At 68.1% G+C, this 16630-nt stretch carries 15 protein-coding genes and 1 pseudogene; 7 read left to right on the top strand and 9 right to left on the bottom strand.

All coding sequences use genetic code 11. The features are described from left to right. Window positions 1-112: 112 nt before the first annotated feature. Together ABTV10_RS06845 and greA are read left to right on the top strand one after the other, a co-directional pair. Entirely contained in the window at window positions 113-601 is a 489-nt protein-coding gene (locus tag ABTV10_RS06845) for a DUF4307 domain-containing protein (protein ID WP_499033446.1), read from the top strand. Between the two features lie 245 nt (window positions 602-846). Further along, the gene (gene greA, locus ABTV10_RS06840; RefSeq protein ID WP_433610989.1) at window positions 847-1341 is read left to right on the top strand and encodes a transcription elongation factor GreA; all 495 of its coding nucleotides are present in this window, start codon (window positions 847-849) and stop codon (window positions 1339-1341) included. Between the two features lie 113 nt (window positions 1342-1454). Here the strand turns inward: greA and ABTV10_RS06835 are convergent, their stop codons facing one another. The 4 genes from ABTV10_RS06835 to ABTV10_RS06820 all read right to left on the bottom strand — a co-directional run bounded on the left by ABTV10_RS06835 (window position 1455) and on the right by ABTV10_RS06820 (window position 6210). Next, entirely contained in the window at window positions 1455-2663 is a 1209-nt protein-coding gene (locus tag ABTV10_RS06835) for a C40 family peptidase (RefSeq protein WP_499033444.1), read from the bottom strand. Between the two features lie 312 nt (window positions 2664-2975). Then, window positions 2976-4130, bottom strand: coding sequence for a cystathionine gamma-synthase (locus ABTV10_RS06830; protein WP_499033442.1), 1155 nt, complete (start codon window positions 4128-4130; stop codon window positions 2976-2978). Window positions 4131-4164: 34 nt separating this feature from the next. Beyond that, on the bottom strand, window positions 4165-4545 hold the full coding sequence (locus tag ABTV10_RS06825; RefSeq protein WP_499033441.1) for a hypothetical protein: 381 nt from the start codon (window positions 4543-4545) through the stop codon (window positions 4165-4167). Between the two features lie 282 nt (window positions 4546-4827). Then, window positions 4828-6210, bottom strand: coding sequence for a cystathionine beta-synthase (locus ABTV10_RS06820; RefSeq protein WP_499033439.1), 1383 nt, complete (start codon window positions 6208-6210; stop codon window positions 4828-4830). 306 nt (window positions 6211-6516) lie between these two features. On the opposite strand from ABTV10_RS06820, the gene ABTV10_RS06815 reads away from it, so the two are divergent. Further along, window positions 6517-7734 (top strand): acetyl-CoA C-acetyltransferase, encoded by a 1218-nt coding sequence (locus ABTV10_RS06815; protein WP_433610981.1) that lies wholly within the window; start codon window positions 6517-6519, stop codon window positions 7732-7734. A gap of 73 nt (window positions 7735-7807) precedes the next feature. Here ABTV10_RS06815 and ABTV10_RS06810 read toward each other — a convergent pair whose 3' ends face one another. After that, window positions 7808-8575 (bottom strand): DUF559 domain-containing protein, encoded by a 768-nt coding sequence (locus tag ABTV10_RS06810; RefSeq protein WP_499033437.1) that lies wholly within the window; start codon window positions 8573-8575, stop codon window positions 7808-7810. A 134-nt stretch (window positions 8576-8709) separates the two neighbouring features. Beyond that, complete coding sequence (locus ABTV10_RS06805; protein WP_499033435.1) at window positions 8710-9558, bottom strand: Bax inhibitor-1/YccA family protein; 849 nt, start codon at window positions 9556-9558, stop codon at window positions 8710-8712. Between the two features lie 243 nt (window positions 9559-9801). On the opposite strand from ABTV10_RS06805, the gene ABTV10_RS06800 reads away from it, so the two are divergent. Continuing rightward, window positions 9802-10140, top strand: coding sequence for a hypothetical protein (locus tag ABTV10_RS06800; protein WP_433610977.1), 339 nt, complete (start codon window positions 9802-9804; stop codon window positions 10138-10140). Window positions 10141-10148: 8 nt separating this feature from the next. Here ABTV10_RS06800 and ABTV10_RS06795 read toward each other — a convergent pair whose 3' ends face one another. The 3 genes from ABTV10_RS06795 to ABTV10_RS06785 all read right to left on the bottom strand — a co-directional run bounded on the left by ABTV10_RS06795 (window position 10149) and on the right by ABTV10_RS06785 (window position 13705). Next, a complete protein-coding gene (locus ABTV10_RS06795; protein ID WP_499033432.1) occupies window positions 10149-11282 on the bottom strand; it encodes a class I SAM-dependent methyltransferase in 1134 nt (377 codons plus the stop codon). 152 nt (window positions 11283-11434) lie between these two features. Further along, complete coding sequence (locus ABTV10_RS06790; protein ID WP_499033431.1) at window positions 11435-12490, bottom strand: alpha/beta fold hydrolase; 1056 nt, start codon at window positions 12488-12490, stop codon at window positions 11435-11437. Between the two features lie 126 nt (window positions 12491-12616). Then, window positions 12617-13705, bottom strand: a complete 1089-nt coding sequence (locus ABTV10_RS06785) for an LLM class flavin-dependent oxidoreductase (protein WP_499033430.1) — start codon at window positions 13703-13705, stop codon at window positions 12617-12619. Between the two features lie 205 nt (window positions 13706-13910). Here ABTV10_RS06785 and ABTV10_RS06780 point away from each other — a divergent pair, with 205 nt between their 5' ends. The 3 genes and pseudogenes from ABTV10_RS06780 (at window position 13911) to ABTV10_RS06770 (ending at window position 16618) form a co-directional block, all read left to right on the top strand. Beyond that, entirely contained in the window at window positions 13911-15152 is a 1242-nt protein-coding gene (locus tag ABTV10_RS06780) for an MFS transporter (protein ID WP_499033428.1), read from the top strand. Continuing rightward, window positions 15149-15385 (top strand): annotated as a pseudogene (locus tag ABTV10_RS06775) (Ada metal-binding domain-containing protein); the annotation flags it as partial. The gene ABTV10_RS06780 and the pseudogene ABTV10_RS06775, both read left to right, overlap by 4 nt. A gap of 66 nt (window positions 15386-15451) precedes the next feature. Next, complete coding sequence (locus ABTV10_RS06770) at window positions 15452-16618, top strand: DNA-3-methyladenine glycosylase 2 (RefSeq protein WP_499035149.1); 1167 nt, start codon at window positions 15452-15454, stop codon at window positions 16616-16618. The last annotated feature ends 12 nt before the right edge of the window (window positions 16619-16630 follow it).

Below are 16630 nucleotides of genomic sequence, written 5' to 3'. Positions count from 1 at the left end.
CGTCGTGGCGTGTCACCTGCAGTGGTCGACCGCTACCGCGCACGGTGTGCCGTCGTCCTTCCCCTATAGTTCCACCTGACACATACGACCGTCTGTCGTACCCCCGCTACGCGTGGCATACGGCGATCCCGACGGCCCCACGGAGCACCACCACAACCGGCTCGAGAGCGAAGTGATGAGCAGTACACCTCCCACCGACCGCTACGGGTCCGCGCCGCGCACTGCCCGCCCGAAGAACTGGGGCAAGTGGGTGCTGACGGGTCTCGTGATCCTCGCCGGCATCGGGATCGCCTACATCGGCTACACCAAATTCGCGGTCAAGGACGTCGACGGCAAACAGGTCGCGTTCGAGATCGTCGACGACCAAACGATGAACATTCAGATCACAGTGACGCGCGAGGACCCCTCCGAGCCCGCCGTCTGCATCGTCCGGACGCGCTCGAAGGACGGTTCCGAGACCGGGCGCCGTGAGGTGTACATCGCGCCGTCCGAGTCGAAGACCGTCGAGGTCACCGCCCCCGTCCACGCCTCCCAGCCACCCGCTATGGGCGATCTGTACGGATGCAGTATGGACGTTCCGGACTATCTACGCGCGGGCTGACGTTCAGACCGACCGGTCTTCGTTAGACCGGGTCGGAAGGCCCCTCCGTGCTAAAATCGGTTGATACACGGTTCCACTCGGAGCCGTGTATTGCTGCATTGACGGCAGGACGAGTCTGCTCACGATGTGGGCGACCGGGGGATAACCGCCACGGACAAGAGCGGCCTGCCCGTTGATCGCTGCTGATCGCAGCGATCTGCCGAGGGAGTCCACGGTGGACTTCGACTACAAGGGAGTGATCGACAATGACCGAGACCCAGGTGACCTGGCTTACTCAGGAGTCTCACGACAGGCTCAAGGCTGAGCTCGACCAGCTCATCGCCAATCGTCCGGTCATTGCCGCCGAGATCAACGAGCGTCGCGAGGAAGGCGACCTCAAGGAGAACGGCGGCTACCACGCTGCGCGCGAGGAGCAGGGCCAGCAGGAGGCGCGCATCCGCCAGCTGCAGGAGCTGCTGAACAGCGCCAAGGTCGGCGAGGCCCCCACGCAGTCCGGCGTCGCGCTGCCCGGCTCGGTCGTCAAGGTCTTCTACGACGGCGACGAGACCGACACCGAGACCTTCCTCATCGCCACCCGCGAAGAAGGCGCCCGCAACGACAAGCTCGAGGTCTACTCGCCGGGCTCCCCGCTGGGCGGCGCGCTGATCGACGCCAAGGTCGGCGAGACCCGCGAGTACACCCTCCCCAACGGCAGCCTGATGAAGGTCACCCTCGTCAGCGCCGAGCCGTACCACGGCTGATCCGTCGCGGCCGTACCGCGGCTGATCCGACACTCGTAACGACGAACCCCGGCCGGGCAGCTGCCCGGCCGGGCAGCTGCCCGGCCGGGGTTTCTCGCTTTCGCCTCGCGCCGTCAGAGCACCCGGCGCGCCTTCATGTCCGCGAAGACCGGACCGATCTTGACGACATCGCCGGTCTGCGGGGCGTGGACCATGAGCCCGTTGCCCATGTAGATGCCGACGTGACCGGGGCCGCCCGCCTGCCAGTTGCCGAAGACGAGGTCGCCCGGCTGCGCCGCGGCCATCGGAATCTCGGTGCCGACCCCCCACTGCGTCTCCGACGTGCGCGGCAGCGCCACCCGGCCGCCGCTGGCCGCGAACATCGCGTACGACGTCAAACCCGAGCAGTCGAAGCCGCCCATCGATGGCCCGCTGATGTTGCCGCCACCCCACACGTAGGGCAGGCCGAGGTACCGCATCGCGAGCTGGACCGCGGCACCGCCGATCCCCGTTGTCGGGAGGTTGATGTCGAAGTTGACGTTCGTGAACGGTGACAGCAGCTGCTCGAACTGGCCCTCCGACCCGCGGATCTTCTGCACGTACGGGCCGCTCTGGTCGGCGGCGTCGTCGACACCGGTCGGGATGCCGCCGGCCTTGCGGATGGCTCGGGTGCCGGCGTTGAAGGCCGCGAGCGCCAGGTCGAGGGTGTCACCCTGGACCAGGCCCTCCTGCTTCCAGGCGTCCATCTGAGCGTAGTTGTCGCACAACATGTGTCCGGCGGCCATGACGGAGTCGGCGACACCGAGAATGTCGGCGGTGCCGTCGCCGTCGGCGTCCTTGCCGTACTTGGCCCACTCGCTGGGCATGAACTTGGCCGGGCCGCGCCCGCCCGCCAGCGAGACGGGCGCGCTGGGGCCGTACCGGAAGTCGTTCTCGACCGAGAACAGCGCCGCGAGTGTGGGGGCCTTGACACCGTCGCAGATCTCACCGGCCTTGCGCAGCCACGGCGCGAACACCGCGATCGAACCGACCTGCCCCAGTGTGGCATTCGGGGGAAGCACGGCGGGCAACGGCGGCAGGGCGACGGACCCGATCCCCGGAAGCGTGATCGCGGGGGCCGTGACCGGCACGGGCACTCGCGTCTCGGTCGGGGGCGCCGCGGGCGGGGCCGCGGCGGGCGACAGCGGGGCCGGTTCGGTGGTGGGCGGCTGTCCGGGAGCCTCCGCCGTCGACGGCTGCGCCGGCGGGGCGGCCGGCGCCTGCAGTACCGGGATGGCCTTCACTAGATCCGACGCCGCCTGCTGCCGCATCTCCGGCGGCAGCAGCGCGACGATGCTGTTCACGGGCTCCACCAACTGCGGCGCGGGCTGCGGGGCGGTGGTCGCTGGCGGCGGTTCGGGAGCCGGGTCGGGTGTTGCATTCGCTACCGCCGGGAACGCGACACCTGTTACTGCTGTGACAGCCACGATGACGGCTGCGGGCTCCCATGACATACACCGCTCCTGGGGTCGTCCGTGTTCCGAGGACTCACCGTAACGGGCAAACTGACGGGCGCGTGCGAGATTCAGGAAAACCTCAGCCTTTCGCACGCCTGCCGTCGCCGGGCGTTCACCCGCGACGACGGCAAGCGTGCAAAACGGCTGTTCAACGACCTGTCAGCCGAGGGCCTGCTCGATGTCGGCGAGCAGGTCGGCAGCATCCTCGATGCCGACGGACAAACGCACCAGATCCTCCGGAACCTCGAGGGCGGAGCCCGCGGTCGACGCGTGCGTCATCGCACCCGGATGCTCGATGAGCGACTCGACGCCACCGAGCGACTCGGCGAGCGTGAAGATCTGTGTGCGCGAGCAGAAGTCGAGTGCGGCCTGCTTGCCGCCCTTCAACCGCACCGAGACCATGCCGCCGAAGCGACGCATCTGCTTGGCGGCCACCGCGTGCCCCGGGTGCGAATCCAGGCCCGGGTAGATGACCTGGGAGATCGCCGAGTGGCCCGCGAGGAGGTCGACGACCTTCTCGGCGTTGTCGCTGTGCCGCTCCATGCGCAGCGCGAGCGTCTTGATGCCGCGCATCGTCAGGAACGCGTCGAACGGGCCGGGCACCGCGCCGGCACCGTTCTGCAGGAATGCGAACTTGGCGTCGAGTTCCGCGTCGTTCGTCACGAGCGCGCCGCCGACGACGTCGGAGTGGCCGCCGATGTACTTCGTCGTCGAGTGCAGCGCGATGTCGGCACCCAACGTCAGCGGCTGCTGCAGGTACGGCGAGGCAAAGGTGTTGTCCACCACCAACTTCGCGCCCGCGGCGTGTGCCACCTCGGAGATCGCGGCGATGTCACCGATGTTGAGCAGCGGGTTGGTCGGGGTCTCGACCCACACCAGCTTGGTGTCGGGCCGGATCGCGGCGCGGACCGCGTCGACGTCGGACACCGCCGCCGGGGTGTATTCGATCCCCCACTGCGTGAACACCTTGTCGATGAGCCGGAACGTGCCGCCGTACGCGTCGTTCGGGATCACCAGGTGGTCACCGGGACGCAGCACCGACCGCAACACGCAGTCCGTCGCCGCCATGCCCGACCCGAATGCCCGCCCGAACGTGCCCGATTCGAGCGCGGCGAGGTTCGCCTCCAGCGGACGACGGGTGGGGTTGCCGGTGCGTGCGTACTCGAACCCGCCGCGCATGCCGCCGACACCGTCCTGGGCGAACGTCGAACTGGCGTAGATCGGCACGTTGACGGCACCGGTCTGCGGGTCCGGCTCGTATCCGGCGTGGATGGCCCTGGTAGAGAACCCTGTCGTGAATCCCTGCTCGCTCATGGCGTTCAGCCTAGCGACCGGGCCGGGCCACCGGTCAGTTCACCATCGCCGACCGCACCGCGACCAGCAGCGCCGCGGAGTCCTCCTTCGAGAACGTGGCGCCGCCGCGGGGAAAGAGGAAGAGATTGGCGCGCGGCGAGTTGTAGGTGGTGCCGACACCGTCGAACGTCGTGATGTAGCCACCGATCGCCTCGGCGTCCTTGCTGGGAACGTAGATGCTCGAGCGGGCGATGGCCGGGCGGAGCTTGTCGACCGCCTCGGCGGTCACGTCCGTCGGTTCGACGCTGACCGTGAACTCCCCCTTACCCATGAACGAGCAGATCGTCCCGGCGTCCTCCGACAGGACCGTCATCGTGTAGCCGCTCGCGTATCGGGCGATCGCCTTCTCGACCTCGGCGCACGTGGGAAGTTCCACCGCCGCACCCTCGGCCGTACGGGACGCTCCCGTCGGCACTGGGGAGGATCGGGGCGACGGCTGTGACGGCGGTTGCGCCGAGACCATCCCTCCGTCGGCCGCCGTCGCCGTCCCCTCGACCGTGCCACTGCACGCCGAACCCGACATCACTACTGCCGCAAGACATGCGACAGCCCCCATGTTTCTCCCCCACTGCATGGCGCAGAGCCTATCCGAGGCCCGAAACGACGAATTCCCGGCGGGTGTCCACCGGGAATTCGTCAGTAACCGAAGGTTTCGGGCTCAGGCTCCGGCGCTGAGGAACCCGAGCAGATCGTGTCGGGTGATGACACCGACGGGCTTGCCGTCGTCGACGACCATCAGGGCGTCGGTGTCGCCGAGGGCCTTGGTCGCCGCCGACACCGGTTCGTGCGCACCGATGAGCGGGAAGGGCTGGCTCATGTGCTTCTCGACCGGATCGGCGAGGGCGGCACGGCCCTCGAACACCGCGCTCAACAGGTCACGCTCAGACACGCTGCCCGCGACCTCGCCGGCCATGACCGGCGGCTCGGCACCGACAACGGGCATCTGGGAGACGCCGTACTCGCGCAGGATCTCGATCGCGTCGCGCAGCGTCTCGCCCGGATGCGTGTGTACCAGATCCGGCAGCTCACCGGACTTGCCGCGCAGTACGTCGCCGACCGTCGGCTCGGTGGTGTCCCCGTCGAGGGGGGTGCGCAGGAAGCCGTACGACGCCATCCACTCGTCGTTGAAGATCTTCGACAGGTAGCCGCGACCGCCGTCGGGCAGCAGCACGACGACGACGGCGTCCGGGTCGCGCTCGGCGACCTTGAGCGCCGCGACGACGGCCATGCCGCACGAGCCGCCGACCAGCAGGCCCTCCTCGCGGGCGAGGCGGCGCGTCATCTCGAACGAGTCGGCGTCGGAGACGGCGATGATCTCGTCCGGCACGGTGGGGTCGTACGCGCTGGGCCAGAAGTCCTCGCCGACGCCCTCGACCAGGTACGGCCGGCCGGTGCCGCCCGAGTACACCGAGCCCTCGGGGTCGGCACCGATGACCTTGACCTTGCCGCCCGAGATCTCCTTGAGGTAGCGGCCCGTGCCGGTGATGGTGCCGCCCGTGCCGACACCGGCGACGAAGTGCGTCACCTTGCCGTCGGTGTCACGCCAGATCTCCGGACCGGTGGTCTCGTAGTGGCTGTCCGGTCCGCCCGGGTTGGCGTACTGGTTGGGCTTCCAGGCGCCGGGGATCTCCTTCACCAGACGGTCGGAGACGTTGTAGTAGCTGTCCGGATGCTCGGGGGCGACCGCGGTGGGGCACACCACGACCTCGGCGCCGTACGCACGCAGCACGTTGCGCTTGTCCTCGCTGACCTTGTCGGGGCAGACGAACACACACTTGTAGCCGCGCTTCTGCGCGACCAGGGCCAGGCCGACGCCGGTGTTGCCGGACGTGGGTTCGACGATGGTGCCGCCCGGCTTCAGCTCGCCGGACGCCTCGGCGGCGTCGATCATCTTGACCGCGATGCGGTCCTTGGAGCTGCCGCCCGGATTGAGGTACTCGACCTTGGCCGCCACCAGCCCGGAGCCCGCTCCGACCACGGAGGACAGCTTGACCAGGGGGGTGTTGCCGATGAGGTCGACGACATGATCCGCGATGCGCATGACCCCATGCTTCCAGATCGGAATCGGACACGCCCACCGGATCCGCACGATGCGATCGCGGCCCTCTCGCTCGGGCGCACCACGCGCCCCGGAAGAGGCTCTCGCTGAGTGGGACGGGGGGTCGTCATTCCACGGCACGGAACACGTTCCAGTATCGCGCGCATTCCCCCTGGTCGTGGACCGTTCGCGGTCGTGAAACCTGCCTCGAGTCGATCTTCCGGCCGCCGACGGGAGGCGGCCGCGTGGAGATACCGACGCGGCAACGTAAGTTCATGGTCGAAGAGACCAATTCGAGAAGGAGTTCCCATGCCCGAGGCAGTCATTGTCTCCGTTGCCCGCTCACCGATCGGCCGCGCCGTCAAGGGCTCGCTGGCAAGCATGCGTCCGGACGATCTGGCCGCACAGATGATCGCCGCCGCGATCGCCAAGGTTCCCGAGCTCGATCCCACCGAGATCGACGACCTGATGCTGGGCTGCGGCCTGCCGGGCGGCAAGGCCGGCTTCAACATGGGTCGCATCGTCGCGATCAAGCTGGGCTACGACACCCTGCCCGGCACCACGATCACCCGTTACTGCTCGTCGTCGTTGCAGACCACTCGGATGGCGCTGCACGCGATCAAGGCCGGCGAGGGCGACGTGTTCATCTCCGCCGGTGTCGAGTCGGTGTCGAGCTTCGCCGCCGGCAACTCGGACTCGCTGCCGGACACCAAGAACCCGTTCTTCGCCGAGGCCATGGAGCGCACGGCCGTCGCCGCCCAGGGTGGCGTGCAGTGGAGCGACCCGCGCGAGAACGGCATCGTCCCCGACGCGTACATCGCGATGGGCCAGACCGCCGAGAACGTCGCGCAGATCACCGGCATCACCCGCGAGGAGCAGGACCGCTGGGGCGTCCGCTCGCAGAACCGCGCGGAGGAGGCCATCAAGGCCGGCTTCTTCGAGCGTGAGATCACCCCGGTCACCCTGGCCGACGGCACCGTCGTCTCCACCGACGACGGCCCGCGCGCCGGCGTCACCTACGAGGCCGTGAGCCAGCTCAAGCCGGTCTTCCGTCCCGACGGCACCATCAACGCCGGCAACTGCTGCCCGCTGAACGACGGTGCTGCCGCGCTCGTCATCATGAGCGACACCAAGGCTAAGGAGCTGGGCCTGACCCCGCTGGCCCGCGTCGTCTCGACCGGCGTCTCCGGCCTGTCCCCCGAGATCATGGGCCTGGGCCCGATCGAGGCCACCAAGAAGGCCCTCGCGCTCGCCGGCAAGTCGGTCAGCGACATCGACCTGTTCGAGATCAACGAGGCCTTCGCGGTGCAGGTTCTGGGCTCGGCTCGCGAGCTGAACATCGACGAGGACAAGCTGAACGTCTCCGGTGGCTCCATCGCCGTCGGCCACCCGTTCGGCATGACCGGCGCCCGCATCACCGCGACGCTGCTCAACAACCTGCAGACGCACGACAAGCAGTTCGGCGTCGAGACCATGTGTGTCGGCGGCGGCCAGGGCATGGCGATGGTGCTCGAGCGCCTCTCCTGATCCCCGAGCGTCCGCGAACGGGCGGTTTTCCGAAGGTCGGCCGAGAGGCCCGTCGGAAACCGCCCGTTCGTCGTCAGACGGCGGCTCCCGCGGCTCGGAGCTTCTCGCGAACGCGGTCGACGAGGACCCCCGGACGGTCGTAGAGCAGCTCCGCCCCGACCCGGACGACAGTCCATCCGAGTGCGTCGAGTCGGGCGAGCCGCTCGATGTCTCGGGCCCGCTGCACCCGGGTCCAGTGATCGGCTCCGTCGTACTCGACGAGCACGAGCCACTCCCGCCAACCCAGGTCGGAGCGCGCAAACACCCGGCCGTACGAGTCCCTGATGCGGATCTGGGTCTCCGGGCGCGGCAGTCCTGCATCCACGAGCGTCAGCGTCGTATGCGTTTCCGGTGGAGACTCCGCGCCGGCGTCGACGTCGCGAAGAACCGACCGCAGCCGCGCCACCCCACGCGCACCGGCATATCGGTCCGCCAGAAGCGATACCTCCGCAGGCTTCAGATCCGTCGCGTTGCAGAGCGCATCGATGGCCACGATCGCCGGCACCCGAGGCAGTCGACGACCGAGATCGAAGGCAGCGCGGGCGGGCGTTGCGACCCGCATCCGCCGAACTGCGCGAAACTCGTCCGGCTCGATCCGGCAATTGTGGACCAGCATTCCCGGCGGGGCCCGCCAGTGACCCGAGCGAATCACCTCGGCCGGCTCGTGCGCACCGATCCACTTGGTCCCGTGCAGCGCTGCCGCCGAGAACCCCGTCAGGATCGCGTCCGGGCCGCTGAACAGAGCGGCGGCGTGGGCCCGCCGACGCGGCGTCAGCTCGACGCCTTCGTCGTAATCCCCCATGCGGGCAGCATGACCGACCGGGGTACGACGTCCGGGCCCCGAAGACGAGTTATCCACAACGACGAACGGGCGGTTTTCTGACCGTCGGCCGAGTGGCCCGTCAGAAAACCGCCCGTTCGTGAGGCGTGGTGAGACTAGTCGTTGTTGAAGTAGCTCAGCAGACGCAGGATCTCGACGTACAGCCAGACCAGGGTGACGGTCAGGCCCAGGGCGACGCCCCATGCAGCCTTCTCCGGCGCCTGGGCGCGGATCATCTCGTCGGCTGCGTCGAAGTCCAGCAGGAAGCTGAACGCGGCGAGCGCGATGCACACGAGGCTGAAGATGATCGCGACGGTGCCGCCGTCACGCAGGCCGAAGCCGCCGCTGGTGAAGAAGCTGGCGATCAGGTTGCCGATCATCAGGACCATCACACCGATGAGGCCGCCGATGATCATGCGGGTCAGGCGCGGGGTGACGCGGATGGCGCCGGTCTTGTAGACGACGAGCATGCCGAAGAACACGCCGAACGTACCGAGGACGGCCTGACCGATCAACATCGATGCAGGGACGTCACTCACCAGGACACTCGTGAACATGAACGAGAACGCGCCGAGGAACACACCCTCACATGCCGCGTAGGCGAGCACGATCGCCGGGTTGTCCATCTTGCGGCCGAACGACGCGACCATCACGAGGACGAAGCCGATGAGGCCGCCGACGATGACGAACGGCGCCGCGAGGCTGGGGTTACCGTCGACCAGGAAGTACGAGATGATCGCCGAGATCGTCAGCACGCCCAGCGTGATGGCGGTCTTGGTGACGACGTCGTCGATCGTCATGGCCCGCTGCGGCGTCTGGTACTGCTCGGGCGCCGGGTACTGCTGGCCGTATCCGTATTCCTGTGCAACCTGCGCGGCACCTGCCTGCGCAGATCCGAATGTGGCGTAGCCCCCACCCTCTTGCTTGGGCAGGTTCTTGAACACCGGGTTGCTGGTGGTGCGCACCGTGCACATCCCTTCTCGTGGTCGTCTGTCGTGCCCGGTGGGGCCCGAGTCGGCCGGTCTCGCCCGGCGTCGTTGTCCGTGAAACGTCCGGCGTCGTGGGGAAAGTTCCCGACCACGCGCAGAGTTGGACATTTCGGACTGTACCGGGCGCACCGCTGCGATCGCTATACGAGGATCCGACCAAACGGTATCGCCTGCCGCGACAATCCAGCAGGAAATCGCGATCCGGCAGACAATGGCGACATGGGAATCGAAGACGGATCCGACGAGACACTGAATGTCAGCGAGAGCCTCGATTCTGACGAGGTTCGCAACGAGGACGGCGACGACGTGGTCGACGCTCCCGACGAGTGGAGCGAGGCCGACCGGTTCGGCACCACCCTGCGCGAGGCAGAGCAGGGTGAGAGCCTCGACCAGCGCCTCGCCGAGGAGGAGCCGGACCTGCCGCCGTTCGGTGAGGAACGCGAAGACGACGACGAACTCCAGGGTGCCGAGATCGTCGACGGGGTCATCGTCGAGGACGTCGGGCTGCACCGCGGCCAGGTCGACGGCGACGCGGCCGGCGGCGGGCCGGTCCAGTAGACGCTGCGCTATGCCGCGCGGACGGACCGCGTGACGGTGAACTTCGTGCTGCGGCCGACCACCTCGGTGGGCCCGACGGACCGCTCGAGCGCGCCCTTGTAGCCGAGGTGGGAGTTGTAGACGGTCCACAGTTCCCCGCCCGGTCGCAGGACCCGGCCGGCGGCGTCGAACATCTTGCCGGCACCCCCGGTGTGTACGGCCGCCCCGACGTGGAACGGCGGGTTGCACAGCACCAGGTCCACGCCGGCGTCGGGCAGCGATGCGACGGCGTCGTCGCGCAGCGTCTGCACCCGGTCGTCGACCCTGTTGGCGAGGGCGGTCGCCGCGGCGGAGGCGACGGCGGCCGCGGACTGGTCGCTCGCGATCACGGTGACGGTGGGGCGGGCCTTCGCGAGGCTCACGGCCAGGATGCCCGTGCCGCACCCTAGGTCGACGGCGGTGCCGGCGTCGCGCATCCGTGGCAGGAACTCGAGCAGGAACCTCGTCCCGATATCGAGCTTCGGCCCGGCGAAGACGGCGCCGTGTGCGACGACGTCCAGTCCGAGTTCGGCGAGGTGCTCGGTCACGGGGAACCGTGACGACGCGGCAGGCGGCCGGGGCGTGTCGGCGATCAGCACCCGCGACTTCTGCCGGCCCAGCGTCGCCCGGACGTTCGCGAAGGACCGCCGCAGGACGTCGTTCATCGCCGGGGTGATGTGTTTGTTCCGGCCGCCCGCGAACACGACGACGTCGGGGGCGGCGTACCGGGCGATCGTGTCGGCGATCTCGTCGAGTTCGTCGAGGCTGCGCGGCAACTGCAGCAGCACGACGCGGGCACCGGCGAGCAGATCCTCCCCCAGTGCGCACGGGCGGAAGCTGCCCGACAGTCCGACAGTCTCGGCGTTGTTCCCCAGCGCCCGTTCACCGGTAATCGGATCCTGGTGCACGCGAACGTCGTTCGCGCCGAACCGCGCCACCGCGCCGAGCGTGAGCGCACCGTAGTGGTCCCCGATCACCGTCACCGAGCCGTCCGGCGCGGCAGCGAGGGCGCCGGCGGCCTCGTCGAGGATCAGCCGGTCGGCCGCGTCGACGGCGAACAGGTTGGGCGCCTCGACGTCGGGAAAGCGCCGCATCCGGCTGAACAGGTCTTCGACGGAGAGCATGACGTCAAGTGTCCTCGACGCCCGGATGGGTGCGGCCATCGGCCTGGCCGCCCATTCCTCACCGCCACGCGCGGGTATCCGCGAAAACCGACCGGAAGTGGGCGCTCAGGCCGACCGAGAGAACCACACTGGCGCCGCTCGTCCCCGGAGGCTCAGGCGGCCGCGAGCTCGCCGAGGAACGCGTCGATGTGCCGCCACGTGGTGTCCTTCGCGCCGGGTCCTGCGAGTAGCCCCAGGTGGCTCCCCGGCGCCGTCTCGAACCGCACCGACGGCGACCCGGGCAGGACGTCGACGATTGCACCCACCGAGTCGGCGGTCGCGATGACGTCGCCCGTGCCGCCGACCGCGAGCACCGGAACGCACACCTCGGCAAGTTTGATTGTCGTGCCGCCCAGCGTAATCCGTCCTTCGAAGAGGCCGTTGCCGAGCACCATTTCCTCCGCCATCTGGTAGAACAGCCGCGCCGGGTAGCCGGGCATCTCGGCCATGAACCGGTCGATCGCCTCCATCCGGGCGAGGGTCTCGGTGTCGTGCAGATTGCGGGCGACGAACCACGGCTTGAGCAGCTCCCGCTGCGGGGCGGTGGCCCGGTAACCGACTTGGACGAGCGGGGCGGGTAGCCCGCCCATCAGCCGGGTCAGCTCGGTCACCGGGCGGTGCCCGGTGACGCGGCCGACGCCGCGAGCGGCCGCCATCAGGGGGATTCTCGAGTAGTCGATCGGAGTGCCGAGTGCAGTGATCGACGCGATCGGTAGATCCGGGTGTGCGGCCGCGGTGAGCAGCGAGAGCGTCCCACCGAGACTCCATCCGACGACGTCGACGTCGGCGCCGTCGTGCAGTTCGCTCACCCGCCGCAGCGCGCCCGGGACGATGTCGTCGATCCACTCCTCGAAGCCGAGGCCGCGGTCGGCGTAGCTCATCGTCCCGTAGTCGACGACGTACGGAGTGCGGCCCGTGTCCAGCAGGTGCGCCGCGAGGCTCTGGCCGGGCCGCAGGTCGTAGCAGTGCCTCGGCACTGCGAGCGGCGGGACGAGCAGGACGGGGCGGCCACCGCCGGCCGGGCCGTAGCGATACAGATCGCGATGCAGTTCCAGGTGGATCGGCTCCGACGGTGTCCGCTCCGCCGTCGCGACACCGTCACCGAGTGTCAGGCCCCACGCATTGCGCAGCGCGACATTCACCCGTGTCCACCAGTCCGATTCCCGCACGATCCGCTCCCCCGTATCGATCGACGACGTCAGTTGCGGAAATATTACTCACGAGTCAGGTACACCGGGGCGAGATCCGCTACCACCCGTTACGGGCGAGCAGTTCCTCGAACGGCACCGAGTCGGTCACGACCGCACCTCCGCCTTCTTGCCGGCCAGCAGGCTCGCGTGCGTGGGCGCCTCGGGGACATGCGCGGGGCGCATCGCGTCCATCTCGCGACGCAGCACCGGCACGACCTCCGCACCCAGCAGGTCCAACTGCTCGAGGACGGTCTTCAACGGCAGGCCCGCGTGATCCATCAGGAACAACTGACGCTGGTAATCACCGAAGCTTTCGCGGAACGTGAGGGTCTTGTCGATGACCTCCTGCGGGCTGCCGACGGTGAGCGGAGTCTGCTCGGTGAACTCCTCGAGCGACGGGCCGTGACCGTAGACCGGGGCGTTGTCGAAGTAGGGACGGAACTCCCGGACGGCGTCCTGCGAGTTCTTGCGCATGAACACCTGACCACCGAGTCCGACGATCGCCTGGTCCGCCGCGCCGTGACCGTAGTGCTCGTAGCGCCGGCGGTAGAGGTTGATCAGCTGGATGAAGTGCTCCTTCGGCCAGAAGATGTTGTTCGCGAAGAAGCCGTCGCCGTAGTACGCGGCCTGCTCGGCGATCTCCGGGCTGCGGATCGAGCCGTGCCAGACGAACGGCGGGACGTCGTCGAGTGGCCGCGGCGTCGAGGTGAACGACTGGAGCGGGGTCCGGAACCGACCCTGCCAGTTCACGACGTCCTCCCGCCACAGCTTGTGCAGCAGTGCATAGTTCTCGATCGCGAGCGGGATGCCCTCGCGAATGTCCTTGCCGAACCACGGGTACACCGGACCGGTGTTGCCGCGGCCGAGCATGAGGTCCACGCGCCCGTCCGCGAGGTGCTGGAGCATCGCGAAGTCCTCGGCGATCTTCACCGGGTCGTTGGTGGTGATGAGCGTGGTCGACGTCGAGAGCTGGATGCGCTCGGTGCGCGCGGCGACGTAGCCCAGCATCGTCGTCGGCGACGACGGGACGAACGGCGGGTTGTGGTGCTCACCGGTGGCGAACACGTCCAGGCCCACTTCCTCGGCCTTCTCCGCGATCGCGACCATCGCCTTGATGCGCTCGGCCTCGGTCGGGGTCCGCCCGGTCGTGGGGTCCATGGTCACGTCGCCGACGGTGAAGATTCCGAACTGCATGCCCTACCTCCGATGTATTTCAAGTTTCAACTATATGCCACCAACACCGCCGACCCCACGGATATTCCCGCGGCGCGTCGGTGTGGGGTAGGTGGACGCCGGCCACAGGTGCCCGCCCTCGGTGCCCGACACGATCGCGCAGCTTCCGACGAGGATGGCCGATTTCCGCCAGCGCACGTCGGGCGACGTTTCCTACCGTCGACGTGTGATCAGATGTGCTTCCACACACGAGGACAACACCATCGGTAGCGCAGCGGTGACCTTCATGTCGGTTGCTGCGGCGCTCGGAACGGCGACGATCTATCCACTCCAACCAGCTGTGGCGGAAGTGTCGAGCACGCTCGGGGTGCCCGTCGCAGCCCTGGGTGTTGCGCTCGCATGCGGACCGGTGGGATACATGATCGGTCTCGCTCTGCTCGTTCCTCTCGTCGACAGGTTCTCACCGAGAATCGTTCTTGCACTGCAGTTCTCTGCCCTCACTGCGGCTCTTGTGGTGACCGCTGTCAGCGGCGCGGTGTGGTTGATCGGCCTCGCGATGCTCCTCACGGGGGCATGCTCTTCGGTCGGTGCGGGCATGAGCTCAGTGGTGGGACGGTTGGCCCCGGAGTCGCGCCGTTCGACGAGTCTGGGAATCGTCACTGCCGGAATCTCGGCCGGAATCCTCGCGGGACGAATCCTCGGCGGGTGGCTGACCGACCTCGCGGGTTGGCGGGCCATGCTTCTCACGGTCGCGGCGGCGTGCGCGCTCGCCGCTGCAGCGTGTCTGCGCATGCTGCCGGACTCCAAGGGAAGCGTCGCTCAGGGCTATCTGGCGGCGCTCGTGTCGACTCCCACCTTGCTCCGTCGCAACGACGTCCTGCGGGGCGGCGCAGCGCGCGGCGCTCTGTGGTTCTTCGCGTTCTGCGCCGTATGGTCCGGGATCGCAGTCGCCTTGTCGGAACCACCCTTCTCGCTGTCGGCCGAACAAATCGGGTTGTACGGCCTTGCCGGCGTTTCGGGAATTGCCGCGACCCGGATCGCGGGCAGGTGGACCGACCGAGTCGGACCTCGGCCGGTGGTCGTCGTCGGCTTGGCCACCGCAGGTGCGTCGTGCGTGGTCCTCGCATTCGGGTTGTCGAGCACTGCTGCAACACTTTCCGCTCTCGCCCTGTTCGACGCCGGCCTGTTCGCGGCACAGGTAGCCAATCAATCCACGATCTTGGCGATCAACCCGACGGCGCCGGCACAGTTCAACGGCGCCTACATGCTCGTGTATTTCATCGGCGGGAGCGTGGGAACAGGATTCGGAGCGGTGGCGGTCGCCAATGTCGGATGGGAAGCCTGCGTCGCGATCTGCGGTGCCGCTATTGCCATTGCCGGGGCGCTCACGGCGTCCATGCGCTCGGGCGGCAACGGTGAAACCGGTCATGCTGCAGTACCGAAAGCGGCTAACCTGGACAGGCCGTGACCAATACCGTGGCCCCCGAGGGTCCGAACGCCCGACCCCTCAATTTCGAGCGATGCTACCGAGCGATCGCCAGCCGCGACGCGCGGTTCGACGGCCAGTTCTATACCGCGGTCTCCACCACAGGCATCTACTGCAGGCCGTCGTGCCCAGCGCAGACACCCAAACGCGAGAATGTTTCCTTCCATACGACGGCCGCGTCCGCCCAGCAAGCAGGTTGCAGGGCGTGTCGCAGATGCCTGCCCGACGCGACTCCCGGCTCGCCGCGCTGGAATCTCGATTCGACACTGGCCGCGCGTGCGATGCGGCTGATTGCCGACGGTCTGGTCGATCGGTCCGGCGTAACGGGTCTCGCGCACCAACTCGGATACAGCACCCGCCATCTGACCAGAGTGCTGACCAACGAGCTCGGTGCCGGTCCGTTGGCACTTGCGAGAGCCCACCGCGCCGACACTGCACGAATGCTCATCCAGTCGACGGACCTTCCCCTGTCGGATGTGGCATTCGCCGCCGGCTTCACATCCGTCCGGCAGTTCAACTCGACTATCCGAGCTGTGTACTCGCGGAGTCCATCGGAGCTTCGCACCCACACGAGCGAAGCGCAGATTCCCGGCGAAATCAACCTTCGGCTTCCCGTACGCACTCCGTACGCGGCCGGGGCGATGCTCGAGTTCCTTCATCGCCACGCTGTTCCCGGGCTCGAGCACTGCGACGGAACACAGTTCACGCGCACCCTGAAACTCCCTCACGGCACTGGCACCGCGACCGTCGACTTCTCGACGGCCGCTGCAGGCTACATCCGAACAAGGTTGGCGCTCGACCAGGCCCGGGATGCAGCGACCGCCGTCTCGCGCCTGCGCCATCTGCTCGATCTCGACTCCGATCCCGTCGCCATCGACCGCGCGCTCGGCGCCGACCCGAATCTGGCACCTCTGGTGGGATCGAACCCCGGCACACGGACACCAGGATGTGTCGATGCCCAAGAGTTGTTGATTCGGTCCCTGATCGGTCAGCAAGTATCGGTGAGCGCAGCCAGGGCACGCACTGCGAAACTGGTTGAGGGCCTCGGGCGTTCGATGGGAAATCGCGCGGTCGGAAGTCGAGTCGCGGTGATGTTCCCGGACTCCGAGAGTATCGCCGAAAGCGCGCACCTGGTTCTGACCGGTCCCGCCCGAAGGATCGACGCCATCCGCCATGCCGCAGACCAGATGTGCACTGGCAAGATTCACCTCCACGGCGGACTCACAGCGACGGAGTGCCGCGCGATGTTGCTCGAGCTGCCTGGTGTGGGCCCATCGACGGCCGACTACGTCACCATGCGCCTACTTCGAGACCCGGACACGTTGGCCCCGATCGACCTTGCTCTTCGCCGTGCCGCGAAGCAGCACGGCGTCGGACTGGATCGAGACCGGTGGCGACCGTGGTCGTCCTACGCGATGGCCTACCTGATGAACACGTCCGCGCCGTGAGCCCGTCGGCGC

Origin of the sequence: Paraburkholderia sp. RHO2, assembly GCF_050955445.1 — a bacterium.
Lineage (GTDB): Bacteria > Actinomycetota > Actinomycetes > Mycobacteriales > Mycobacteriaceae > Prescottella > Prescottella agglutinans_A.
Note: the sequence above shows the minus strand (reverse complement) of the source record. Positions and strands in the feature narration are given on the sequence as shown.